Raw genomic sequence first — 23,090 nt, forward strand, 5'->3', positions numbered from 1 at the left:
CCATGGCATGCCATGGCGGTTTCGTTTCATGTACGGGAAAACGGGAGCACCCTATGGAGATGAACGTCGACGAACTGGTCAAGCTGTCCGAGGCCTGGCTGCCTGTGGTACTGGAGTACAGCGGCAAGCTGACCCTGGCAGTAATCACCCTGCTGATTGGCTGGTGGTTGATCAGCAAGCTTACGTCGAGCATCGGGCGTGTGCTCGAGGCGCGCAAGGTGGACCGCGCGCTAAGCAGTTTCATCGGCAGCCTGGTCAGCATCGTGTTGCGCATTCTGCTGCTGATCAGCGTGGCATCGATGATCGGTGTGGAAACCACCTCCTTCATCGCCATGATCGGTGCCGCTGGCCTGGCCATCGGCCTGGCACTGCAGGGCAGCCTGGCCAATTTCGCCGGCGGGGTGCTGATCATGCTGTTCCGGCCGTTTCGTGCCGGCGACTGGATCGAAGCACAGGGCGTATCCGGCAGCGTCGACAACATCCAGATTTTCCACACCACGCTGAAGACGGCGGACAACAAAGTGGTGATCGTGCCCAACGGCAGCCTGTCCAACGGGCATATCACCAATTTCTCGCGTGAGTCGCGCCGGCGTGCCGACATCAACATCGGCATCGATTATTCCAGCGACATCAAGCGTGCGCGTGAAGTGCTGCTGGAGATCGCCAAGGACCCGCGTGTCCATGTCGAGCCGGAGCCGGTGGTGTTCGTCACCGGCCTGGGCGACAGCGCAGTTAACTTGTCGTTGCGTGTCTGGGTGGCGACTGGCGACTTCTGGCCGGTGACCTTCGCCTTCACCGAGCTGGCCAAGGAGCGTCTGACCGAAGCCGGCATCGGCATCCCGTTCCCGCAGCGGGTGGTGCATCTGGCCAAGGCCGACTGAGAGCCGCTGTAACGAGAAAGCCCCGGTCGAACCGGGGCTTTTTTCTGTCTGGCGGTCAGGCTTTTTCCACGCCAGGCGGCGCCGCTTCTGCGATGGGCTGGCGCTTGTCACGCCGCCACTGAATGATGATGAGCAGCAGGGTCGGGATGCCCATCAGCGCCGTTGCGAGGAAGAAGTGGGCGTAGCCGAGGTGCTCCACCATCACCCCGGAATAGCCGCCGATCAGACGCGGCAGCAACAGCATGATGGAGCTGAGCAGGGCGTACTGGGTGGCGGAGAACTTCAGGTTGGTCAGACTCGACAGGTAGGCGACGAACGCCGACGTGGCCAGGCCGGCGCTGAAATTGTCGCAACTGATGGTGACGATCAGCATGTTCAGATGCGGCCCCATGCCCACCAGAATCATGAACAACAGGTTGGTCGCTGCCGATGCCGCGGCGCCGATCAGCAGGATCGGCATGATGCCGAAGCGCACGATCAACAGGCCGCCGACACCTGCGCCGAGCAAGGTCATCACCAGGCCGAACACTTTGCTGACACTGGCGATCTGCTCCTTGGTGAAGCCCTGATCGATGTAGAACACATTGGCCATCACGCCCATCACCGTGTCGGACAGGCGATAGGTGGCGATCAGACTCAGCAAGAGCAGCGCCTGCCAGCGATAACGCACGATGAAGTCGTTGATCGGCGTCAGCACCGGGGCCATGCCGCCCCAGAACAGGCTGGATATCGACAGGCTGGTGAGCAGGGTATAGAGCAGCGCGCGCAGGAAGGCACGGTCGTAGTACAGCAGGTCCTGCAGGGTCGTCTGGCCCTGGAACAGCAGCATCAGGTCACTTTCATAGAACTGGGTGACCATGGCCGGAATGGAGATCAGCAGGATGATCAGCAGCAGTACGGAAAGCAGCTGGTGGAAGAAGCCGTACTTCGCCGCGGCGGTTTTCAGCACCGGCGCCAGCCCGCCCCAGAACAGCCCAGAGGCGCACACGCAGGCCAGGGTGCTGTAGAGCATGGCGCGCAGGAAGGCGCGGTCGTGATAGAGCAGCTCCTGCATGCTGACATCGCCGAGCAGCATGGCCGTCAGGTCGCTTTGGTAGAACTGGATGAACATGGTCGGCACGGAAATCACCAGCACGATCACTGCAGCGATCGCCAGCAGCTGGTGGAAGAAACCATGTTTTGGGGGCGCGACGTGAATGTGTGGCGGTGCCGGTGGTTCACGCATCCACAGGGAGGTGAGCAGCCCCGGCAACATGAGCAGGGCGAAGACCAGATAGGTGCCGGTCCAGGCGCTGAACTGGTAGTCCTTGGCGGTCGAGCCGAAGCCTTCGGCGAAGTACAGCGCACCAGCTGTGGCCAGCAGCGCGGCGACGCGGTAGCCGGTCATGTAGGCGGCGGCCAGCGCGGCCTGATGCTCGTCGCCGAGAATTTCTAGGCGGTAGGCGTCGACGGCGATGTCCTGGGTGGCCGAGGCGAACGCCACCAGTACGGCGAGCGCGATCAGCGAGGACAGATGGGTTTGCGGATCGTAATTGGCCATGCCGATCAGGCCGATGGCCACCAGACCTTGCGACAGCACCAACCAGGAGCGGCGCCGGCCGAGCTTGCCCAGAAGCGGCAAACGCCACTGGTCGAGCATCGGCGCCCATACCCACTTGAAGGCGTAGGCCAGGCCGATGAGGCTGGCGAAACCGATGGTTTCGCGCGCCACACCGGCTTCGCGCAGCCATACCGAAAGGGTCGAGAACACCAGCATGTAGGGCAGGCCGGCGGCGAAACCCAGAAGCAGCAGAGCCAGTGTGGCGGGGTTGGCGTAGGTGGCGAGGGCTTCTCGCCAGGATTTGCGTGGCATCAGGCTCGAATCTGGGCAGGGTGGTTCGTAGCGCGCACTCTAACTGCTGTGCTCCATCGGGCGCCAGCCGTGACGACGCATATCCACACGTTCGTTCAGGATGCTGATGCCTTCTGCGCGCAAGCGCGCCCGTTGTTCATTACCAGAGGGGCTCCCGGCGGCCAGGCTCAGGCGCCCGCCGGCGGCGATCACGCGATGCCAGGGCAAGGTGGTGCCGTCTGGCAACTGGCTCAGTGTGCGGCCGACCCAGCGTGCGGCGCGACCGAGGCCGGCCAGTTGGGCCAGCTCGCCATAGCTGACGACCTTGCCTTGCGGCACCTGCGCCAATACCAGATACAGCGCTTCGCGGCGCGCCTCTGCGCTTGCCGGTGGCGATGCCGGCCATGCAGACTCTGGCGGTTTCGTCTTGCCCATAGGGTTTGCCCTCATCATGCGCATACTGATCGCCTTGTTTCTCTTTTCCCTGGCAGCCCCGCTCTGGGCCGATACCGTCTGGCTGAACAACGGTGATCGCCTTAGCGGTGAAATCATCCTGCTCGATGGCGGCAAGCTGGCGCTGAAGACCCAATACGCCGGCCAGGTGCTGATCGACTGGAAGGATATCGATACCCTCAGTTCGGACAAGCCCCTGCTGGTGCGGCGCAGCGGTTTCGACAACGAACGCAGCGAAAGGTTGGTCGCAGCCGGTGCAGGTATGGTGAGAGTGCAGGGGGAGCGCGAGTACAGCCTGCCGCTGGCGCAGATCAAGCGCCTGGTTCCGCCGCGGGCAGTGCTGGAAGATCGCCTCTGGGAGGGTAATCTCGACGCCAAGCTGGATATGAAGCGCAACCAGAACGATGTCGACGAATGGAAGTTCAAGGGTGACACCCGTGTCGAACATGGGCGCTGGCGTCATGTGCTCAGTGGCGAACTGGAGCGTGAAACCAAGAACGAGAGAAAGGTCGAGGACAACTGGGAGCTGGAATACGACCTCGATCGCTTTCTCTCCGAGCACTGGTTCTGGCGAGTCGGGGTGGAGCAGGCCGAGGATGAGTTCGAGGCGGTCGACCGTCAGCGCATCGTTGGCACCGGCCCCGGCTATCGCTTCTGGAACGATGAACTCGGGCGCTTCGACCTGATTGCTCAGTCCAACCGCGTACGCCTGGAGTCGGATGTCGCCGACCTGGCCTTCAACACCACGTCGTTGGAACTGGATTACAAACGTCTGTTATGGGGCACGCGGCTGGAGTTCTACGCCAATGCCGAATTGCAGGTTCCACACATCGATGAGATCGACTACGTACTCGATAGTGAATTCGGCTTGCGCTATCGCCTCAATCAGTGGGCGCGCCTTTCTCTTCTGTATGAACTGGACCAGTTGCGTGGGCAGGGGCAGACCGTTTCCGATCGGCACTATCTGATCGGTGTCGGCGTCGGTTGGTGAGCCGTTAACCACTCTTCCCGCCGCGTCACACAGTGCCGCTCGGCGGAAAACGCTGAACTCCGCTGCGCGCGGCCGGTCAGCTCTTGCTCTAGCGTCGGGCTTGCGCATAATGCCCGGTTTTTCGCCCATCAGAGCCGTATAGACCTGCCATGTCGCGTGCAAAATCCTTATCCCTGCTTGGTCTGAGCCTAACCTTGCTCAGCTCCGCCACCCTAGCCGACACCGTCTGGTTGACCAACGGTGATCGTCTCACCGGTACCATCCGCTTCTTCGATGGCAGCAAGCTGCTGCTGGAAACCGATTATGGCGGTTCCATTCCGCTGAGCTGGAAGAAGATCGCCACTCTCGAGAGCGACCATGAGCTGCTGGTCAAGCTCGGCCCGGTCGATGGCGAGCGCGCCAAATCGTTGCTGGCCGCCGAGCCTGGCAAGGTGACACTGGCCAATGGCGATTCACCCAAGACCGTCGAGTTAGCGCAGATCGAGCAGATCATGAAACCCAAGCCGCTGGTGGAGGACTTCACCTGGAAGGGCAATATCGACCTGGGGCTTGATTACAAGCGCGGTGAGCGCGATTCCGACGACTACGATGTGGACGTCAAGACCCAGGCTCGCCACGGTCTTTGGCGGCATAACGCGCTTGCCGACTACAACCGCGAGTTGAAGGACGACGTCGTCAGTACCGACAACTGGAGTGCCGAATACGCGCTCGACCGCTTCCTCACCGAGAAGTGGTTCTGGCAGGGACGTTTCGAATACAAGCGCGACCGCATCGAGGAGGTCGAGCGTCAGCGCACCCTCGGTACCGGTCCCGGTTACCAGTTCTGGGACGATGAGCTGGGCGCATTCTCCATCGCCACCCTGGCCAACCGCAGCGATTACCGTTACAGCAACGGCGAGCAGGATCGTTTCTATGCGATGAGCGTGAAGTGGGATTACAACCGCTATCTGGTCGGCAAGACCGTCGAGCTGTTCAGCGTCGGTGAGGTAGGGAAGCCACTGGAGGGCGTTGCCGATTACACGCTGGATGCCGAGATCGGCCTGCGTTACAAGGTGACCGATTGGGCCTCGCTGAACATGAAGGCCGAGAAGGACAGGGTCAGCGGTGCCGAGGGCGATCTGGATGAAACACGTTATACCCTGGGCTTCGGTGTTGGCTGGTAAGTCCTAGCGTCGCTGCGAAGGTACGAACGAAAAGCCCGCGATGAACGCGTAATGCTGTTCACTTAAGGTCGTACACGTTTGGCTCCCCTCTCCCATTTATGGGAGAGGGGCTGGGGGAGAGGGCTGAAAACACCGCAAAATTGCCAGTTTTCCCCTCGCCGAACGCGGCCCGCCCTAACCCTCTCCCCAAAGGGGCGAGGGGACTAATCGTGTCCGGCCAATTCTTATGTGAACAGCGTTACGCGATGAACGCGGGCTTTTTTGTCGGCAGCGGAATCAGGCGTCTTCCACGTCCCGCTTGCGCCAACCGGCAGCGCCCGGCAGCACCAGATTGAGGAGCAGGGCGCTGATTGCGCACAGGGAGATCCCCGACAGGGCGAATTCCTTGCCGCCGATGACCATGCCGCCGATGCCGAATACCAGCGTCACCGACACGATGATCAGGTTCCGCGCTTCGGACAGATCGACCTGGTGACGAATCAGGGTGTTGAGGCCGACCACGGCAATGGAACCGAACAGCAGGCAGAGAATACCCCCCATCACCGGAACCGGGATGCTCTGCAAGGCCACGCCGAACTTGCCGATGAAAGCCAGGGCGATGGCGAATACCGCAGCCCAGGTCATGATCTTCGGGTTGTAGCTCTTGGTCAGCATCACCGCGCCGGTGACTTCGGCATAGGTGGTATTCGGCGGGCCGCCGAACAGGCCGGCTGCCGAGGTGGCCAGACCGTCGCCCAGCAGGGTGCGATGCAGGCCTGGCTGCTTGACGAAGTTCTTGCCGGTAACGTTGCCGATGGCGACCACGCCGCCGATGTGCTCGATGGCTGGCGCCAGTGCCACGGGTACCATGTACAGGATGGCGCCCCAGTGCAGTTCCGGTGCGATGAAGTTGGGCACGGCGAACCAGGAGGCCTGGCTTACGGCGCTGGTGTCGATCACGCCGAGCACGGCGGCAATGGCGCAGCCCACCGCAATACCCGCGAGGATCGGCACCAGGCGGAAGATGCCGCGGCCCAGCACGGCGACCAGCAGGGTGGTGACCAGCGCCGGCATCGAGATCATCATCGCGGTGCTGTAGGGCACCAGCTCGACGCTGCCATCACCGGCCTTGCCCATGGCCATGTTCACCGCCACCGGCGACAGCGCCAGGCCGATGGAGATGATCACCGGCGCGATCACCACCGGCGGCAGCAGGCGGTCGATGAAGTTGGGGCCGCGCAGTTTGACCAGTAGCGAAAGCAGGATGTAGACCAGGCCGGCAGCGATCACGCCGCCCATGACCGCGGGCAGACCGAATTCGCCTTTGGCTGCCAGGATCGGCGCGATGAAGGCGAAGCTGGAGGCCAGGAAGACCGGCACCTGGCGCTTGGTCACCAGCTGGAACAGCAGGGTACCGATACCGGCAGTGAACAGTGCGACGTTGGGGTCCATGCCGGTGATCAGCGGCATCAGCACCAGAGCGCCGAAAGCCACGAACAGCATCTGTGCCCCGGAAATGCCCTGGCGCCACAGCGGGTCGGTGAATTCCGTCTGCGACATCTCAGGCGTCCTTCTGCTTGGTGCCGAAAATCTTGTCGCCGGCATCACCCAGGCCTGGAATGATGTAGCCCTGCTCGTTCAGACGCTGATCGATGGACGCGGTGAAGATGGTCACGTCCGGGTGAGCCTGCTCGACCGCCTTGATGCCCTCGGGGGCAGCGACCAGTACCATGGCGCGAATGTCCTTGCAGCCGGCCTTCTTCAGCAGGTCGATGGTGGCGACCATCGAGCCACCGGTGGCCAGCATCGGGTCGATGATCAGCGCCAGGCGCGAGTCGATCTCCGGCGCGAGCTTCTCCAGATAGGTGTGTGCCTCGAGGGTTTCCTCGTTACGTGCCACGCCCACGGCGCTGACCTTGGCACCGGGGATCAGGCTGAGCACGCCGTCGAGCATGCCGATGCCGGCACGCAGGATGGGGACTACGGTGATCTTCTTGCCGGCGATCTTCTCGACTTGTACGGTGCCCGCCCAGCCCTCGATGTCGTAGGCCTCCAGTGGCAGGTCGTTGGTGGCCTCGTAAGTCAGCAGGGCGCCCACTTCCTGGGCCAGCTCACGGAAATTCTTGGTGCTGATATCGGCGCGGCGCATCAGGCCGATCTTGTGACGGATCAGCGGGTGGCGGATCTCGCGAGTGGGCATGGGCTGGGATCTCCAACGGGGCTCTGGGAAAAAATCGCGTTAGATTAAAGCATTGCTCATGCCAAGTGGTGAGTAACTGATAAGTCACAGTACCCGGCGGCGTGCATCGGCTACGCTGGTCAGTCGATACTTGGCAAGTGTTGTGCGGCGCTGTACCTTTGCCCGCTTTTATTTGACGAGTCGATCAGCTTTCAGGCTGCTCGCCGCCATTCATCAGCCGATCTAGAGAGAATCCCATCATGTCCGCCGATCTCGCGCACATTCGCCAAGTCATGGCGGAAGCCGATTGCCTGTTCACCGAAGCTGAAGTGGAAGCGGCCATCGACAGGGTCGCCAGCCGAATCAACGACGAGCTGGCCGAGCGCAACCCGGTGGTGTTCTGCGTGATGAACGGTGGCCTGATCTTCTCCGGCAAGCTGCTGACCAAGCTGAATTTCCCGCTGGAAGTGTCCTATCTCCACGCTACCCGTTATCGCAACGAAACCAGCGGTGGCGAGTTGTTCTGGAAGGCCAAGCCGGAAGTCTCCTTCATCGACCGCGACGTGCTGATCATCGACGACATCCTCGACGAGGGGCATACCCTCGGCGCAATCATCGATTTCTGCCGCCATGCCGGCGCGCGCGCCGTGCACACCGCGGTGCTGATCGACAAGGAGCACGACCGCAAGGCGCGTCCAGACCTGAAGGCCGATTACGTCGGTCTGCAATGCATCGACCGTTATATCTTCGGTTACGGCATGGACTATAAGGGCTACTGGCGCAACGCCGCCGGCATCTTTGCAGTCAAGGGCCTGTAAGCCTTCTAATCTTCGTAGGAGCGAGCTCTGCTCGCGCACCTCAGGTTGTGAGGTAGGGGCGCCGAGCACCGGGCGCGCCGGCTGCCCGGTGGCCCACCCTACTCGAGAGGCATCGCTTTGGTGGTGCCATCCAGCCAGCGCAGGGCTTTCTCCCGCGCCTGCGGCAAATCATGGACGTAAGCCAGCTGCCCGGCGCGTCGGTGAATGCCGGCGCGGCGCAGTTGCAGGCGCACCTGCGCCGAGGGGCCGCTGAGAATCAGGGCGATGCCCTGTTGGCGATAGTCACGCAGTACATTGTCCAGCGCGGCGATGGCGGTCATGTCCAGCAGCGGCACGGCGCTGATATCGACGATCACCACTCGCACGCCTGGAGTGAAGCGTCGCAGCACGCTCAGCGCCTTCTCCGCTGCGCCGAAAAACAGCGGGCCGCGAATGGCGTAAGCCAGCACATGCTCGGGCAGGTCTTGCAGCGCCTCGCGCTGAGGTCGATTCAGTGCGGTGGTATCGGTCAGCTCGCTCATGCGCTTGATGAACAGGCCGGCTGCCAGCAGCAGGCCGACGCCCACGGCCAGCACCATATCGAACAGCACCGTCAGCACCAGGCAGGTGAGCAGCACCAGCACATCGCTGCGTGGTGCGATGCGCAGGGTGTGGGCAACATGATGGGGTTCGCTCATGTTCCACGCCACCATCAATAAAAGCGCCGCCAGGGCGGCCATGGGCAGGTAACTGAACAGCGGCGCGAGCAGCAGAATTGCGGCCAGTACCACGCCGGCATGAACCAGTGCCGCCACTGGCGAAAAGGCGCCAGCGCGCACGTTGGCGGCCGTACGGGCAATGGCCGCGGTGGCGGTGATGCCGCCGAAGAAGGGCGCGGCCAGATTGCCCAGGCCCTGGCCGATCAGTTCGGCGTTGGGGTCATGCTTGCTACCGGTCATGCCGTCGGCCACCACTGCGCACAGCAGTGACTCGATGGCACCGAGCATGGCGATGGCGAAGGCTGGCGCGAGCAGTTGGCGAATCAGCTCGAAAGACAACACCAGCGGCTGGCCGTCTGCACCAGGTAGGTTCCAGGGCAGTGCAAGGCTGGGCAGGAAGGGCGGTATGCCGGGATACTCGATACCGTCGAGCTGATAGCTGAAGCGTTCGCCAAGTGTCGCCACCGGCAGCCCCAGGCGTTCCAGAGCGAGCGCGAGCAGTGCGCCGACCGCCAGGGCTACCAGATGCGCAGGGATCTTTGGCATCAGGCGCGGCCAGATCAGCAATGTTGTCAGGCAGGCGAGGCCAACCAGCGTGTCGCCAGGCTGCAGGCCGGGCAGGGCACGCACCAGAAGATTCACCTGTTCCAGCAAGTGGTGCGGTGCCGCCGCCAGATGCAGGCCGAACAGGTCCTTGATCTGCAGAATGGCGATGACGATACCGATACCGGCGGTAAAGCCCAGGGTCACCGGGTAGGGCACGAACTCGATCAGGCGGCCGGCGCGCAGCAGGCCCAGAGAGATCAGGATGACGCCGGCCATCAAGGTGCACAGCAGCAGGCCGCCGAGTCCGTACTGCTGGGTAATCGGCAGCAGGATCACCACGAAGGCGGCGGTGGGGCCGGAGATGTTGAAGCGCGACCCGCCGCACAGTGCGATCAGCGGTGCGGCGATGAGCACGGTGTAGAGCCCATGCTGCGGCGCAACACCTACCGCTATGGCCAGTGCCATGGCCAGTGGAATGGCGATGATGCCCACCGTCAGGCCGGCGCTCAGATCCCCGCGCAGGGCCTTCCAGGAGTAGCCCGCACGTAAGGTCTGGCGCCAGGCGGCGAACAGCGGTAACGATGGACGTGACATGCTGGCTCCCTAATGGCTTGGCGCATTATAGGGTGCGGTTTGCACTGCGCGGCATGACCTAGGTCGGCTGTCGTGTCGATTGTTCGCGTGTTAGCGTGGCGGGCTGCGCGTTGAGCCGCGCGCGGCTCGGCGGTACACTGCCGGCCCTCTGTAATGCTGGCGGGAGCGGGCGATGCGTAAAGACAAGAAGCAGGTGATTGGCGAAGAAATCAGCGATGACTCGATCAAGCTGTTCCTTGCGGTGGAACCGGCGGACGCCACGCCGCCTTCGCTGCACAAGCTGATCAAGGCTTACCGCGGTCTGCGTATCGATGATTTCGAGCGTTTCGTGGGCTTCTTCGTCGCCGAAGGCTACGACCTCTCGGCAACCGATGCGCAAGGCAATGATTTCGTCGCACTGATCCAGGATCAGCGCAATGCCGAACCGTATATCGAAGTGATCAAGGCCGCCCGCGGCTGACTCTCGCAGGTGGCGAAAATGCCCGCGCTCCGTTCAGGAGGCGGGCATTTTTTATGGCCTGCCATCCTTGGCGGCACCCTGCGGGTCGTCACTGCGCACCGTTAAAAATGGCTCCCGGCCATTTCTATGGCCTGAAGATCATGAACGTGGGGCAATAAAAAACCGGCCTCTAGGGCCGGTTTTTCAAGAACATGTCGCGGTTAGGCGGCAGCAGCTTCGCCCAGCGCCTTGATGTGCGCGTTCAGGCGGCTCTTGTGACGAGCGGCTTTGTTCTTGTGGATGATGCCTTTGTCAGCCATGCGGTCGATGACCGGAACGGCTGCGGTGTAAGCGGTCTTGGCAAGCTCGAGATCCTTGGCAGCAATAGCCTTGACCACGTTCTTGATGTAGGTACGAACCATCGAGCGCAGGCTGGCGTTATGGCTACGGCGCTTCTCAGCCTGTTTGGCGCGTTTTTTGGCAGAAGGTGAGTTGGCCACCGTCAAGCTCCTCGAAAACTGGGGGGTTACGACAAATAAGGCCGCGAATCATGCCGATCCATCTGCCTGCTGTCAAGTCTGATGACGCTTTCCTGTGCTGGCCTGACCAGTGGTGGCTCGCTACACTCGTCGCCTTCGTTGGGCGGCGGATTGTCCGCTACTGCACCTCTTTATGGAAGCCGAAACACCCCATGAATCTGCTCAAATCCCTGGCTGCCGTCAGCTCCCTGACCATGGTGTCGCGCGTGTTGGGGTTCGTGCGCGACACCATCATCGCCCGTACCTTCGGGGCTGGGGTGGCATCGGATGCCTTCGTGGTGGCCTTCAAGCTGCCCAATCTGCTGCGCCGCATCTTCGCCGAGGGCGCCTTCTCTCAGGCCTTCGTGCCGATTCTGGCCGAGTACAAGATGCAGCAGGGCGAGGAGGCCACGCGTACCTTCATCGCCTACGTGTCCGGTTTGCTGACGTTGGTGCTGGCGCTGGTCACGGCCGTCGGTGTGCTCGCCGCGCCCTGGATCGTCTGGGCCACCGCGCCGGGGTTCGCCGATGAGGCCGAACGCTTCGATCTGACCGTCGATCTGCTGCGGGTGACCTTCCCTTATATATTGCTGATCTCACTGTCGTCGCTGGCCGGGGCCATCCTCAATACCTGGAACCGCTTCTCGGTACCGGCGTTCGTGCCGACGCTGCTGAACGTCAGCATGATCGTCTTCGCGCTGTTCCTGACGCCCTATTTCGACCCGCCGATCATGGCGCTGGGCTGGGCGGTACTGGCTGGCGGGCTGGCGCAATTGCTCTGGCAACTGCCGCACCTGAAGAAGATCGGCATGCTGGTGCTGCCGCGCCTGAGTTTCGGCGACCTGGGCGTCTGGCGCGTGCTCAAGCAGATGGGGCCGGCTATCTTCGGCGTGTCGGTCAGCCAGATTTCGCTGATCATCAATACCGTTTTTGCCTCGTTCCTGGTGGCCGGCTCGGTGTCCTGGATGTATTACGCCGACCGCCTGATGGAGCTGCCCTCGGGAGTGTTGGGTGTGGCGTTGGGTACCATCCTGCTACCGGCGCTATCGAAAACCTACGCGAGCAAGGACCGCGAGGAGTATCGGCGCCTGCTCGACTGGGGGCTGCGCCTGTGCTTCCTGTTGGTGCTGCCATGCACCCTGGCGCTGGCGATTCTCGCCGAGCCACTGGTGGTGTCGCTGTTCCAGTACGGCAAGTTCACCGCCAACGACTCGCTGATGACCCAGCAGGCGTTGATGGCCTACGCGGTCGGCCTGCTGGCGCTAATCCTGGTGAAAATTCTCGCGCCGGGGTTCTACGCGCAGCAGAACATCAAGACGCCGGTACGCATTGCCGTGATCAGCCTTCTGGCGACCCAGGCGATGAACGCACTGTTCGTCTTCGGTCTGGAGATGGCGCACGTTGGCCTGGCGCTGGCGATCAGTCTCGCGGCCTGCCTCAATGCCGGCCTGCTGTACTGGCAGCTGCGCCGCGCCGATATCTTCCAGCCGCTGCCGGGGTGGGGCGTGTTCCTGTTCAAGCTGGTGGTCGCGGTGGCAGTGATGGTTGCCGTATTGCTGGGGCTGCTGCAGGTCATGCCGGCCTGGGCGGAAGGGGAGATGCTCGTGCGCCTGATGCGCCTTGGCGCTCTGGTGGCAGCCGGGCTGGTCGCCTACTTCGGTATGCTGCTGATATTGGGATTCCGCCCGCGCGATTTCGCCCGGCGGGCGTTATAGCGGCTCCAGGCGTCGCGATGCCTATTGTGCATGGCGCGCTGTGCGTATAATCGGCCACTTTGTGAACAAGAAGCGTGCTATGCAGCTGGTTCGAGGTCTTCATAACCTGCAGCCCCAGGCTCGGGGCTGTGTGGTCACCATCGGTAATTTCGACGGCGTTCATCTTGGGCACCAGGCTATCCTGGCGCGCTTGCGTGAGCGTGCCGCGGAATTGGGTATGCCCAGTTGCGTGGTGATCTTCGAACCGCAGCCGCGCGAGTTCTTCGGCCCGGATACCGCTCCGGCGCGTTTGACCCGCCTGCGCGACAAGCTTGCGCTGCTGGCCGCCGAAGGCGTCGACATGGTGCTGTGTCTGGCCTTCAACCGCCGCCTGCGCGAGTTGTCAGCCGCCGAGTTCGTTCAGCGTGTGCTGGTCGACGGTCTGAGCGTGAAGGACCTGGAAATCGGCGACGATTTCCGCTTCGGCTGCGACCGTGCCGGTGACTTCGAATTTCTCAAGGCCGCAGGTCTGCGCCACGGCTTCAGCGTCGAGGCCTCGACCACCGTCGAAGTGCTGGGCGGCAGGGTCAGCAGCACGCGCGTGCGTCAGGCGCTGGCCGATGGCGATTTCGTATTGGCCGAAGCCTTGCTCGGTCGGCCCTTTCGTATCGCCGGGCGCGTGTTGCACGGACAAAAGCTCGGCCGCCAGCTCGACGCACCCACTGCCAACATCCAGCTCAAGCGGCGCAAGGTGCCGCTGACCGGGGTTTATCTGGTGAGCTGCGAAATCGATGGCGTGATTCAAGCGGGCGTCGCCAATATCGGTGTGCGCCCCAGCGTTGCCGGTGACGGCCGCGCCCATCTGGAAGTGCACCTTCTGGATTTTGCCGGCGATCTGTATGGCCGGCGCCTCTCGGTGGCTTTCCACCACAAGCTGCGTGATGAGCAGCGTTTCGCCTCGCTGGAGGCCTTGAAGGCGGCGATTGCCGCTGATATCGCCGCTGCCCGTGAATACTGGCAGAGCCACCCGCTGATGAAGAGCCCGAAATGACCGACTACAAAGCTACGCTGAACCTGCCCGATACCCAGTTCCCGATGAAGGCCGGCCTGCCGCAACGCGAGCCGCAGACCCTGCAGCGCTGGAACGAGATTGGTCTGTATAGCAAGCTGCGCAAGATTGGCGAAGGTCGGCCGAAATTCGTCCTGCACGACGGCCCGCCCTATGCCAACGGCAGCATTCACATCGGTCATGCGGTGAACAAGATCCTCAAGGACATCATCACCCGCTCCAAGACTCTGGCCGGCTTCGACGCGCCCTACGTGCCGGGCTGGGACTGCCACGGCCTGCCGATCGAGCACAAGGTCGAAACCACCTTCGGCAAGAACCAGCCGGCGGACCTGACCCGCGAGCGCTGCCGCACCTACGCCACCGAGCAGATCGAAGGGCAGAAGGCCGACTTCATCCGCCTCGGTGTGCTGGGCGACTGGGACAATCCCTACAAAACCATGGATTTCGCCAACGAGGCCGGCGAGATCCGCGCCCTGGCCGAGATGGTCAAGCAGGGCTTCGTGTTCAAGGGCCTGAAGCCGGTGAACTGGTGCTTCGACTGCGGCTCGGCGCTGGCCGAGGCCGAGGTGGAGTATCAGGACAAGAAATCCGATGCCATCGACGTCGCTTTCCCCATCGAAGATGCAGACAAACTGGCCGCCGCCTTTGGCCTGAGTGAGCTGAGCAAGCCGACCGCCATCGTCATCTGGACCACCACGCCCTGGACCATCCCGGCCAACCAGGCGCTCAACGTCCATCCGGAATTCGCCTACGCGCTGGTCGACACCGGCGAGCGCATCCTGCTGCTGGCCGAGGAGCTGGTCGAGTCCTGCCTGCAGCGCTACGGTCTGCAGGGCCAGGTGATCGCCACCGCGCCGGGTGCGACGCTGGAGCTGATCCGCTTCCGTCACCCGTTCTACGAGCGTTTCTCGCCGGTGTACCTGGCCGAATACGTTGAACTGGGCGCCGGTACCGGCATCGTCCACTCGTCGCCGGCCTACGGTGAGGACGACTTCCGCACCTGCAAAGCCTACGGCATGAGCAACGACGACATCCTCAGCCCGGTGCAGAGCAATGGCGTCTACACCCCGGATCTGCCGTTCTTCGGCGGCCAGTTCATCTGGAAGGCCAACCCGGCCATCGTCGAGAAGCTGGCCGAAGTCGGTGCGCTGCTCAAGCACCAGCCGATCCAGCACAGCTACATGCACTGCTGGCGCCACAAGACCCCGCTGATCTACCGCGCCACTGCGCAGTGGTTCGTCGGCATGGACACTCAGCCCAAGCAGGGCGGCACCCTGCGTGAGCGTGCGCTGGCCGCCATCGAGCAGACCCAGTTCGTGCCGGCCTGGGGTCAGGCGCGCCTGCACAGCATGATCGCCGGTCGTCCCGACTGGTGCATCTCGCGTCAGCGCAACTGGGGCGTGCCGATCCCGTTCTTCCTGCATAAGGTCACTGGCGAGCTGCACCCGCGCACCGTCGAGCTGATGGAAGAGGTTGCCAAGCGTGTCGAGCAGGAAGGTATCGAAGCCTGGTTCAAGCTCGACGCTGCCGAGCTGCTGGGTGCTGAAGCGGCTGACTACGACAAGATCAACGACACCCTCGACGTCTGGTTCGACTCCGGTACCACCCACTGGCATGTGCTGCGTGGCTCGCACGGCCTCGGCCACACCACCGGCCCGCGCGCCGATCTGTACCTGGAAGGCTCGGACCAGCACCGCGGCTGGTTCCATTCGTCCCTGCTGACCGGCAGTGCCATCGATGGTCACGCGCCGTACAAGGCGCTGCTGACCCACGGCTTCGTGGTCGACGAGAACGGCCGCAAGATGTCCAAGTCGCTGGGTAACGTGGTTGCGCCGCAGGAGGTCAACGACAGCCTGGGCGCCGACATCATGCGCCTGTGGGTCGCTTCCACCGACTATTCCGGCGAGATGGCCGTGTCCAAGGTTATCCTGCAGCGCAGCGCCGATGCCTACCGCCGCATCCGCAACACCGCGCGCTTCATGCTGGCCAACCTCAACGGCTTCGATCCGGCCAAGGACCTGCTGCAGCCCGAGCAGATGCTCGACCTCGACCGCTGGGCCGTTGACGCCGCCCTGCGCCTGCAGGAAGAAATCATCGAAGCCTACGCCGACTACCGCTTCTGGAACGTCTATTCCAAGGTGCACAACTTCTGCGTGCAGGAGCTGGGCGGCTTCTATCTGGACATCATCAAGGACCGCCAGTACACCACCGCCGCCGACAGCGTGGCGCGTCGCTCCTGCCAGAGCGCGCTGTTCCACATCAGCGAGGCGCTGGTGCGCTGGATCGCGCCGATCCTGGTGTTCACCGCCGAGGAAATCTGGCAGTTCCTGCCGGGCGAGCGCAACGAGTCGGTGATGCTCAATACCTGGTACGCCGGCCTGGAGCGTCTGCCGGAAGGCTTCGAGCTGGACCGCGCCTATTGGGATCGGGTGATGGAGGTCAAGGCAGCAGTCAACAAGGAGCTGGAGAACCTGCGCTCGGCCAAGGCCATCGGTGCCAGCCTGCAGGCCGAGGTCACCCTGTTCTGCGACGACGCCAAACAGGCCGACCTGGCCAAGCTCGGCGACGAGCTGCGTTTCGCCCTGATCACCTCGGCGGCGCAGACTGCGCCGCTGGCCGATGCGCCGGCCGATGCGGTGGTGACCGAGGTCGAAGGCCTGAAGCTGAAGATCCTCAAGTCTGCCCACGCCAAGTGCGGCCGTTGCTGGCACTTCCGCGCCGATGTCGGCAGTCATGCGGCGCATCCGGAGCTGTGCGGCCGTTGCGTGAGCAACATCGAAGGCGAGGGTGAGGTGCGCAAGCATGCCTGAGTCCTCGCGTTTCGGGCATCTGCCCTGGTTGCTGCTGAGCGTGCTGATCCTGGTCGTCGACCGGGTGACCAAGGACATCTTCGAGGGCACGCTGAGCATGTATCAGCGAATCGAAGTGATTCCGGGCTACTTCGACTGGACCCTGGCCTACAACACCGGCGCGGCATTCAGCTTCCTGGCCGATGCCGCCGGCTGGCAGCGCTGGTTCTTCGCCGCCATCGCCATCGTCGTCAGCGTCGTGCTGGTGGTCTGGCTCAAGCGCCTCAAGCGTCACGAGACGTTGCTGGCCGTGGCCCTGGCCATGGTCCTGGGTGGTGCGCTGGGCAACCTGTATGACCGCGTGGTGCTTGGTCACGTGGTCGACTTCATCCTGGTGCACTGGCAGAGCCGCTGGTTCTTCCCGGCGTTCAACCTGGCCGACACCTTCATCACCATCGGCGCCATCCTGCTGGCGCTGGATATGTTCAAGAGCGACAAGTCCGTGAAGGAGGCTGCGCAATGACAGACGTACGCATCGGTCCGGACAGGGAAGTGACCCTGCATTTCGCCCTCAAGCTGGAAAACGGCGATGTGGTCGACAGTACCTTCGACAAGCAACCGGCAACCTTCAAGGTCGGCGACGGCAACCTGCTGCCCGGTTTCGAACAGGCGCTGTACGGCTTCAAGGCCGGCGACAAGCGCAGCGTGCAAGTGCAGCCGGAGCAGGGCTTCGGCCAGCCCAACCCACAGAACGTGCAGATCATGCCGCGCAGCCAGTTCGAGGGCATGGAGCTTTCCGAAGGCCTGCTGGTGATCTTCAACGACGCGGCCAACGCCGAGCTGCCGGGTGTGGTCAAGGCGTTCGATGACAAGCAGGTCACCATCGACTTCAACCATCCGTTGGCCGGCAAGACGCTGCAGTTCGACGTGGAAATCATCGAGGTCAAGGCGCTCTAGCCCGTGCTGCCGCTCTTGTAGGAGCGGCTTTAGCCGCGAAGCTCTTGTTGCAGCCTGCGCTTATCCCACGCAGGCTGTATCTTTCCGGGATCGACCCATCGCGTCGTGCGATCCCCGATCAATACCGAGACAGCCAGCATGCATATCAAACTCGCCAATCCCCGCGGCTTCTGCGCCGGCGTCGATCGCGCCATCGAAATCGTCAACCGGGCGCTGGAAGTGTTCGGCCCGCCGATCTACGTACGCCATGAAGTGGTGCACAACAAGTTCGTGGTAGAAGACCTGCGTGCCCGCGGCGCGGTATTCGTCGAAGAGCTGGACCAGGTGCCGGACGACGTCATCGTCATCTTCAGTGCCCACGGCGTGTCCAAGGCCGTGCGCGACGAGGCGGCCCGGCGCGGCCTCAAGGTATTCGACGCCACCTGCCCGCTGGTGACCAAGGTGCATATGGAGGTGGTGCGCTACAGCCGTGAGGGCCGTGAGTGCATCCTGATCGGCCACGAAGGCCATCCGGAAGTCGAAGGCACCATGGGCCAGTACGACGCCAGCAACGGCGGCGCCATCTACCTGGTAGAAGACGAGGCGGACGTCGCCGAGCTGCAGGTGCGCAACCCCGAGAACCTGGCGTTCGTCACCCAGACCACCCTGTCCATGGACGACACCAGCAAGGTGATCGACGCCCTGCGCAGCAAGTTCCCGGCCATCGGTGGCCCGCGCAAGGACGATATTTGCTACGCCACGCAGAACCGCCAGGATGCGGTCAAACAACTGGCCAGCGAGTGCGACGTGCTGCTGGTCGTCGGCAGCCCGAATAGCTCCAACTCCAACCGCCTGCGCGAACTGGCCGAGCGCATGGGCACCCCGGCCTACCTGATCGATGGCGCTGAAGATCTCAAGCACGAGTGGTTCGAAGGGGTGAGTGGTATCGGCATCACCGCGGGCGCGTCTGCGCCTGAGGTGCTGGTGCGCGGGGTGGTCGAACAGCTGCGCGCGTGGGGAGCGGCAGGGGAGACCGAGCTGGATGGACGGCCGGAGAACATTACGTTTTCGATGCCGAAGGAGTTGCGGGTGAAGCAAGTTTAGATCGTGCCTCACGATTAGCAACGACACGATCAGCTTCTTCAGCCAAGCTGAAGAAGCTGCGAGACGCGGTAACAGGCAAGCAGTAGATCCTACGGCTCAATCTGGTTGCCACGATATGGGTGATTGTTTTGCTCTAACGTCGCCAACAGTCTGCCATATTTCCTTTGCTGCTGTTTTTGACGCCGGTGTTTGTCAGCGTTAGATTTCCGCATTTGTCGTCTGCCATTGAGTTTTTTGCGGTAGCCGTGAGCGTGTAGCTGAACGCATCCACCGCGCTCAAAGCGAGCCCGTAATTTTCTGCTGCACCGTCTTTCGGGGCTTTTGTAAAAGGCAAGTCTGGTTTAGTGCCGTCAGCTTTAAGATATTTACCGTTGGCTGTGTAGTAGCGCTCCATAAAATGGGAGAGCTCCATAAGAGCAGCCTGCGCATCGGCCCTTTTGCCTTTGCGCACATGTTCTTGGTAAGACGGGTACGCGATCGCCGCGAGAATGCCAATGACGGCAACTGCGATCATCAGTTCGATTAAGGTGAACCCTTTATTCCTGTTCATTGCACTTATCTCTTATGTGCGCACGAGGTTGAGTAGCTGTCATCGTGATTCCTGCCAGGCATGGCGTCCATAGCGCTGGGATCCTGCAACCATAATGCATTGCGGTGCGGCTCCCGCTGAGCCTGCATAGCACAGCCAGCGGTAGAGAGGGGTAGCGCCTTTTATCACGCCGATATCAGGGTCAGAGATCCCGGAAACAGGAATTTTCTCATCTCCTATGGTGATGTTATCAGCCTCACCCAAGCTGCCATCCTTGTTGGTATCGAAGTAGGTGTAATTGAGCCGAGACCCGCTGGAGAGATTCAGCGCCATGACCCAGCTTGTACCACCTGCCTTACAGGGGTCTCGCGACGGCGTCATGCTGGTGAAGATGACCCTGTCCGAACGCAATGTGGCCTTGGAAATTACCCGCTCACCTTTAGCCCCCGCGCCGCCACGGCTAGCTTTCCATGCCAAATCCAAATACCAGCCTTTCTGGTCGGTCAGGTTGTTGTTGCTGATCGCGCGCCCCTGGAAGTTATTGGCTTGGACTTCCGAGAGAATCTCCTGAGCGAGCAACTGGGATCTGGTTACGGTGGTGCCGTCATCAATGATCGCGTAGAAGCTCTGAATGGGCGGCGAGTCGGAAATTTCATTGTCGCCAACATTCATGTAGGAGCCTGTGCCGAACAGCACCATGTGTTGACCTTTTTCATTGAAGGTCGATGCCAGTGGGGCCGTTATCGGTTGTCGGGCGCTGCCGTCAGTGGCAACAAAGAACGGAGCGCTAGGTGTTGACCAATTGCTGGCGTTATTACCGCTCAGATTGATGCGCCACAGATTGCCTTTGGTGTCACCAACGTACAGACGGTCGGCCACCTGGTCACCATCTAGGTCAGCCAGCAGCGGAGAGCCCAGGTCACCAGTGGTATTGAGGGTGATGGTTCTCAGCACGCTGCCGTTGGCAGCGTCGAGGAACCAGATTTTCGCCGTGCTCTGCTCGGTGCTCCGATAGCCGCTGGTAACTACGACCGAAAACTTGCCATTGGGCAATGCCACGATGGCTGGTTGGCCAATCGGCGCACCCATGTCCGGATGACTGAACTCCCAGAGAAATTTACTGGCCGACATATTGGTCGGGTCCGTGATGTCTAGGGCGAACACACTACGCCCCCCTGCCCCGGTGGTGCCGGCTACGATGGTTTTCCAGCTATTTCCCAGCCACGCATCGGAAACGCGCGGAGTGCCGTCTACATAATAACGGTGGGAGTACGTCGGACTGGTCAGGTTGATCAAGTTGGCAAACACTCCGTTGGGAATAAAGGCGAACAGCTCCTGACCACCATTACCATTTGCCGCCATACTGGCATTGAAGCCATGCAGCATTCCGTCGTTGGCGCCCACCACGACCATGGGGGTGCGGTTGGCGTTGTCACTCCGGAATTGCGCATAAGCATTGCGCGCAGTTGTCCAACTACTACCTGTCAGGCGTGTATAGCCGTAATCCTGATTGGCGACGAACTGTGGGTCGGAGTTGATGATGTCGCCCAACCGGCTCGCACGTTGGCGAAACTGCTTGCTCTGATCGGCAGTGGTGCGCTCCCGGCTGCGCTCCCCGCGGAGGAAATCGAGCCGCCTTTGCGCGTTGGTTGCATCGTTTGCGGTCCGTTCACTGTCTGTGTAAAGCAGGTTTTTAAGGGCAGTGCCTATACCATTATCCCAAGTGAATGGGGTTGCGCTGGTGCTGATCGTGCCATTGCCCGTTGTACTGGCGTTGACCAAGGGTGTGGGAGTGAAAATCTTACGGTTACCGATGTTCATGGAGTCGAGCGCAGTTGCCGCACTCCAAGTCGCGTTCGTGGCAATCGTACCGTTGGTATTGACCTTTTTAGCCAGTAGATCACCGCTCCACAGCTTGCTGTCTAGTGACGACTGGAACACAGCCGTATCCGTTTCCAAACGAGTTGAGTTGGTTGCGAGAGTGGTAGTAGTGCTATTCACCTCTTCGGCAATCTTCGCGAATGCGATTTTCAGACTTTCAACCATGCGCGTGGCATCGCTGGCCACGAAAAAATTGTCGGGGCGTGGGTAGTTGGTACCTAGCATATCCGTAGTAGTGCGCCACCAAGCTTCCGGTAATGGGCTGCTTCGCTCATAGGGATTACCAAAGTCGTCAGGTACTTTGAAGCCACCATATTTAGTCGCTAGCCAGTACTGGTTGTTATTCTTTGATGCCAAAGCTTGGTTTTCTCGTACATCCACCCAGAAGGTCGAGATAGTTTGTTTGCCTGCCATGCTCGGCCGCATGTCAAGAGTATTGGCTAGATAAGCAAGTCCAGCGATATACGCCGAGTTACCGCGTCCAGTGAATTCTTGGGCCGAAGCACTGGTTGTAATGCCTTCAAGGTTGAAGATAGTCTGGGTGGCCCGGACGGTATCGATTGCCGTATCAGCATTGACCTCACTGGGTTTACTCGGTTCTTGGTAGCTGCTGGTCGCGCCGGGCAAGTTCTTGTCGCGCCATGTATTGACGTCTCCAATACCAAGGATCACGTTTTTCTGACAGGCGTACTGGACAGGATCCTCCCAAGTAGTGATTACCGGAAAGTTGTCTGCCCAGCGTGCGCGTGTGGTGGTGTTGGCGCCATTGTTGCTGGAGTATGCTGCCACAGGGGAAAGCCCTCGGAAATAACGCATGGCAGTGTAGTAGAGTTCGCTGACGGGGTCGTCGCTCTTGTAGTCATTAGAGTTCAGCTGGCCAAATTTGTTGATGTAATTCAGTACGCCACTATCGGCGATGGTTACACCCATGGCACTGGTGATGCCGTCCGGGTTCCTGACTTGGATCCCCGTTTGCGGATCCCATTCTCTTACCGCAGCGTTACTCTCCTCGCCAACATTGGGAGTGATCTTTCTGTCGCCAATGAACTTCTGGTTCGCCCGCAGCACGCCACCGTCGCGGGTAGACGATGGGTCATTAAGATAACCGAAGGCGCTGTACCTCAGGGTGCCCGAGTACTGCTGCAGTAGACCTTCTGGTTTGTAGTTGCCGTTAGGGTAAAGTTTGCAGTTCGCCTCCAGTCGGTCCGAAACGCAAACTTTGACGCGCATGTTTATCCGGTAAACGCTTTTCAGGTTAGGGCGGTTGCCATAGTTGGTGACAAGTCTCCCGTTGTTGAATTGTGCCTTAACATTAGGGTCATAGTCAGTTTGCTCAAGAATTGAATTGGCGTCGTCCCAGAGCTTGTCGCTCCAGTTGGAGAAATAAATGTAGGTGCCCAGTCCTTGCTGGCGAATATTGAAGTTACTCCAGTTTGAGTCCGCAGGCGTTGCTCCCTGAATTTCACCGGTAGGTACTCGGCCTTGGGTATCACTGATACGGTTGCCTGCGTCGTAACCAGGGTTTCTCGACTTGCTGAGAACGGTCAGATTATTCTCGTCTCTGACCCTGTAGCCACCAGTGAGCGCACTGCGAAATGGGTCGATAGTTGGCGTACCTGCCCAGTTAAGAAAATTACCGCTCCATTGAAAGGCGCCGCCGCACCTTCTATTCGTTGCGGAATTGTTTGTGCCGGGCTCAAACCATTCTTCGGTTTTGTTGTAGGTGTAGCACTTGTTCGAGTCAAAATAGCCGACATAGATGTTGCTCGAGCTATAACTGCCCAAGTTCGCGACACTGACCAATGTGGGCCACTCAACCGAAGGCACCAGCGCCAGATTGCCAGGCACGCTACCGCCGCCTAGCAGCAACGGAACTTGGGACACTTCAGCAGAGTGGGCGGGCGCTGAAATCAATATGCCACTCGTCAGCAGAAATGCTGTTGTCGTCTTGGCCGCTTTGAGGGTAATCGCAAGGCGATTCATGTTGGGGCTCCACAT

The 23,090-nt window shown here is 61.2% G+C and carries 19 protein-coding genes; 11 read left to right on the top strand and 8 right to left on the bottom strand.

The window, feature by feature from the left end:
- Window positions 1-53: 53 nt before the first annotated feature.
- On the top strand, window positions 54-881 hold the full coding sequence (locus GYB81_RS18205) for a mechanosensitive ion channel family protein (protein ID WP_161865002.1): 828 nt from the start codon (window positions 54-56) through the stop codon (window positions 879-881).
- Between the two features lie 55 nt (window positions 882-936).
- Here the strand turns inward: GYB81_RS18205 and GYB81_RS18210 are convergent, their stop codons facing one another.
- Together GYB81_RS18210 and GYB81_RS18215 are read right to left on the bottom strand one after the other, a co-directional pair.
- A complete protein-coding gene (locus GYB81_RS18210; protein ID WP_161865003.1) occupies window positions 937-2,733 on the bottom strand; it encodes an AmpG family muropeptide MFS transporter in 1,797 nt (598 codons plus the stop codon).
- Window positions 2,734-2,772: 39 nt separating this feature from the next.
- The gene (locus GYB81_RS18215; RefSeq protein ID WP_161865004.1) at window positions 2,773-3,147 is read right to left on the bottom strand and encodes an MGMT family protein; all 375 of its coding nucleotides are present in this window, start codon (window positions 3,145-3,147) and stop codon (window positions 2,773-2,775) included.
- Window positions 3,148-3,163: 16 nt separating this feature from the next.
- On the opposite strand from GYB81_RS18215, the gene GYB81_RS18220 reads away from it, so the two are divergent.
- Both GYB81_RS18220 and GYB81_RS18225 read left to right on the top strand, forming a co-directional pair.
- Window positions 3,164-4,156: a DUF481 domain-containing protein gene (locus GYB81_RS18220; protein WP_161865005.1), complete on the top strand. Its 993-nt coding sequence runs from the start codon at window positions 3,164-3,166 to the stop codon at window positions 4,154-4,156.
- 149 nt (window positions 4,157-4,305) lie between these two features.
- Window positions 4,306-5,319 carry a DUF481 domain-containing protein gene (locus GYB81_RS18225; protein ID WP_161865006.1) on the top strand — a complete coding sequence of 338 codons (1,014 nt, stop codon included), beginning with the start codon at window positions 4,306-4,308 and terminating at the stop codon, window positions 5,317-5,319.
- Window positions 5,320-5,595: 276 nt separating this feature from the next.
- On the opposite strand, the gene GYB81_RS18230 is transcribed toward GYB81_RS18225, so the two are convergent.
- Together GYB81_RS18230 and upp are read right to left on the bottom strand one after the other, a co-directional pair.
- Window positions 5,596-6,858: a uracil-xanthine permease family protein gene (locus GYB81_RS18230; RefSeq protein ID WP_161865007.1), complete on the bottom strand. Its 1,263-nt coding sequence runs from the start codon at window positions 6,856-6,858 to the stop codon at window positions 5,596-5,598.
- Window position 6,859: 1 nt separating this feature from the next.
- On the bottom strand, window positions 6,860-7,498 hold the full coding sequence (gene upp / locus GYB81_RS18235; protein WP_161865008.1) for a uracil phosphoribosyltransferase: 639 nt from the start codon (window positions 7,496-7,498) through the stop codon (window positions 6,860-6,862).
- Window positions 7,499-7,737: 239 nt separating this feature from the next.
- Here upp and GYB81_RS18240 point away from each other — a divergent pair, with 239 nt between their 5' ends.
- Window positions 7,738-8,295 carry a hypoxanthine-guanine phosphoribosyltransferase gene (locus tag GYB81_RS18240; RefSeq protein WP_161865009.1) on the top strand — a complete coding sequence of 186 codons (558 nt, stop codon included), beginning with the start codon at window positions 7,738-7,740 and terminating at the stop codon, window positions 8,293-8,295.
- A gap of 98 nt (window positions 8,296-8,393) precedes the next feature.
- Here the strand turns inward: GYB81_RS18240 and dauA are convergent, their stop codons facing one another.
- The gene (dauA, locus tag GYB81_RS18245) at window positions 8,394-10,133 is read right to left on the bottom strand and encodes a C4-dicarboxylic acid transporter DauA (protein ID WP_161865010.1); all 1,740 of its coding nucleotides are present in this window, start codon (window positions 10,131-10,133) and stop codon (window positions 8,394-8,396) included.
- Between the two features lie 172 nt (window positions 10,134-10,305).
- On the opposite strand from dauA, the gene GYB81_RS18250 reads away from it, so the two are divergent.
- The gene (locus GYB81_RS18250) at window positions 10,306-10,593 is read left to right on the top strand and encodes a PA4642 family protein (protein WP_024307054.1); all 288 of its coding nucleotides are present in this window, start codon (window positions 10,306-10,308) and stop codon (window positions 10,591-10,593) included.
- Window positions 10,594-10,793: 200 nt separating this feature from the next.
- Here the strand turns inward: GYB81_RS18250 and rpsT are convergent, their stop codons facing one another.
- Window positions 10,794-11,072 carry a 30S ribosomal protein S20 gene (gene rpsT, locus GYB81_RS18255; RefSeq protein WP_003243036.1) on the bottom strand — a complete coding sequence of 93 codons (279 nt, stop codon included), beginning with the start codon at window positions 11,070-11,072 and terminating at the stop codon, window positions 10,794-10,796.
- Window positions 11,073-11,263: 191 nt separating this feature from the next.
- Between rpsT and murJ the strand changes: the two genes are divergently transcribed.
- The 6 genes from murJ (at window position 11,264) to ispH (ending at window position 18,682) form a co-directional block, all read left to right on the top strand.
- On the top strand, window positions 11,264-12,805 hold the full coding sequence (gene murJ / locus GYB81_RS18260) for a murein biosynthesis integral membrane protein MurJ (protein WP_161865011.1): 1,542 nt from the start codon (window positions 11,264-11,266) through the stop codon (window positions 12,803-12,805).
- 79 nt (window positions 12,806-12,884) lie between these two features.
- Window positions 12,885-13,835: a bifunctional riboflavin kinase/FAD synthetase gene (ribF, locus tag GYB81_RS18265; RefSeq protein WP_161865012.1), complete on the top strand. Its 951-nt coding sequence runs from the start codon at window positions 12,885-12,887 to the stop codon at window positions 13,833-13,835.
- Window positions 13,832-16,663: an isoleucine--tRNA ligase gene (ileS, locus tag GYB81_RS18270; protein ID WP_161865013.1), complete on the top strand. Its 2,832-nt coding sequence runs from the start codon at window positions 13,832-13,834 to the stop codon at window positions 16,661-16,663. The genes ribF and ileS overlap by 4 nt, the downstream gene beginning before the upstream one ends.
- Entirely contained in the window at window positions 16,656-17,165 is a 510-nt protein-coding gene (lspA, locus tag GYB81_RS18275) for a signal peptidase II (RefSeq protein WP_024307057.1), read from the top strand. The genes ileS and lspA overlap by 8 nt, the downstream gene beginning before the upstream one ends.
- The gene (locus tag GYB81_RS18280) at window positions 17,162-17,599 is read left to right on the top strand and encodes an FKBP-type peptidyl-prolyl cis-trans isomerase (RefSeq protein WP_003243044.1); all 438 of its coding nucleotides are present in this window, start codon (window positions 17,162-17,164) and stop codon (window positions 17,597-17,599) included. The genes lspA and GYB81_RS18280 overlap by 4 nt, the downstream gene beginning before the upstream one ends.
- 138 nt (window positions 17,600-17,737) lie before the next feature.
- Window positions 17,738-18,682, top strand: coding sequence for a 4-hydroxy-3-methylbut-2-enyl diphosphate reductase (gene ispH / locus GYB81_RS18285; RefSeq protein ID WP_161865014.1), 945 nt, complete (start codon window positions 17,738-17,740; stop codon window positions 18,680-18,682).
- A gap of 133 nt (window positions 18,683-18,815) precedes the next feature.
- Here ispH and GYB81_RS18290 read toward each other — a convergent pair whose 3' ends face one another.
- Together GYB81_RS18290 and GYB81_RS18295 are read right to left on the bottom strand one after the other, a co-directional pair.
- Window positions 18,816-19,232: a type IV pilin protein gene (locus tag GYB81_RS18290; RefSeq protein ID WP_161865015.1), complete on the bottom strand. Its 417-nt coding sequence runs from the start codon at window positions 19,230-19,232 to the stop codon at window positions 18,816-18,818.
- Between the two features lie 39 nt (window positions 19,233-19,271).
- Window positions 19,272-23,075: a pilus assembly protein gene (locus GYB81_RS18295; protein WP_161865016.1), complete on the bottom strand. Its 3,804-nt coding sequence runs from the start codon at window positions 23,073-23,075 to the stop codon at window positions 19,272-19,274.
- Window positions 23,076-23,090: the final 15 nt, after the last annotated feature.

It is taken from the genome of Pseudomonas yangonensis (genome assembly GCF_009932725.1).
In the GTDB taxonomy this organism is placed as follows: domain Bacteria; phylum Pseudomonadota; class Gammaproteobacteria; order Pseudomonadales; family Pseudomonadaceae; genus Aquipseudomonas; species Aquipseudomonas yangonensis.

Bases quoted from the DNA above. Each gene is read 5' to 3' on its own strand.
- GYB81_RS18240 (WP_161865009.1), top strand. From the start codon at position 7,738: ATGTCCGCCGATCTCGCGCACATTCGCCAAGTCATGGCGGAAGCCGAT.
- ileS (WP_161865013.1), top strand. From the start codon at position 13,832: ATGACCGACTACAAAGCTACGCTGAACCTGCCCGATACCCAGTTCCCG.
- GYB81_RS18210 (WP_161865003.1), bottom strand. From the start codon at position 2,733: ATGCCACGCAAATCCTGGCGAGAAGCCCTCGCCACCTACGCCAACCCC.
- GYB81_RS18250 (WP_024307054.1), top strand. From the start codon at position 10,306: ATGCGTAAAGACAAGAAGCAGGTGATTGGCGAAGAAATCAGCGATGAC.
- GYB81_RS18290 (WP_161865015.1), bottom strand. From the start codon at position 19,232: ATGAACAGGAATAAAGGGTTCACCTTAATCGAACTGATGATCGCAGTT.
- GYB81_RS18280 (WP_003243044.1), top strand. From the start codon at position 17,162: ATGACAGACGTACGCATCGGTCCGGACAGGGAAGTGACCCTGCATTTC.
- lspA (WP_024307057.1), top strand. From the start codon at position 16,656: ATGCCTGAGTCCTCGCGTTTCGGGCATCTGCCCTGGTTGCTGCTGAGC.
- GYB81_RS18225 (WP_161865006.1), top strand. From the start codon at position 4,306: ATGTCGCGTGCAAAATCCTTATCCCTGCTTGGTCTGAGCCTAACCTTG.
- GYB81_RS18205 (WP_161865002.1), top strand. From the start codon at position 54: ATGGAGATGAACGTCGACGAACTGGTCAAGCTGTCCGAGGCCTGGCTG.
- ribF (WP_161865012.1), top strand. From the start codon at position 12,885: ATGCAGCTGGTTCGAGGTCTTCATAACCTGCAGCCCCAGGCTCGGGGC.
- GYB81_RS18230 (WP_161865007.1), bottom strand. From the start codon at position 6,858: ATGTCGCAGACGGAATTCACCGACCCGCTGTGGCGCCAGGGCATTTCC.
- GYB81_RS18295 (WP_161865016.1), bottom strand. From the start codon at position 23,075: ATGAATCGCCTTGCGATTACCCTCAAAGCGGCCAAGACGACAACAGCA.
- ispH (WP_161865014.1), top strand. From the start codon at position 17,738: ATGCATATCAAACTCGCCAATCCCCGCGGCTTCTGCGCCGGCGTCGAT.
- dauA (WP_161865010.1), bottom strand. From the start codon at position 10,133: ATGTCACGTCCATCGTTACCGCTGTTCGCCGCCTGGCGCCAGACCTTA.
- upp (WP_161865008.1), bottom strand. From the start codon at position 7,498: ATGCCCACTCGCGAGATCCGCCACCCGCTGATCCGTCACAAGATCGGC.
- murJ (WP_161865011.1), top strand. From the start codon at position 11,264: ATGAATCTGCTCAAATCCCTGGCTGCCGTCAGCTCCCTGACCATGGTG.
- GYB81_RS18215 (WP_161865004.1), bottom strand. From the start codon at position 3,147: ATGGGCAAGACGAAACCGCCAGAGTCTGCATGGCCGGCATCGCCACCG.
- GYB81_RS18220 (WP_161865005.1), top strand. From the start codon at position 3,164: ATGCGCATACTGATCGCCTTGTTTCTCTTTTCCCTGGCAGCCCCGCTC.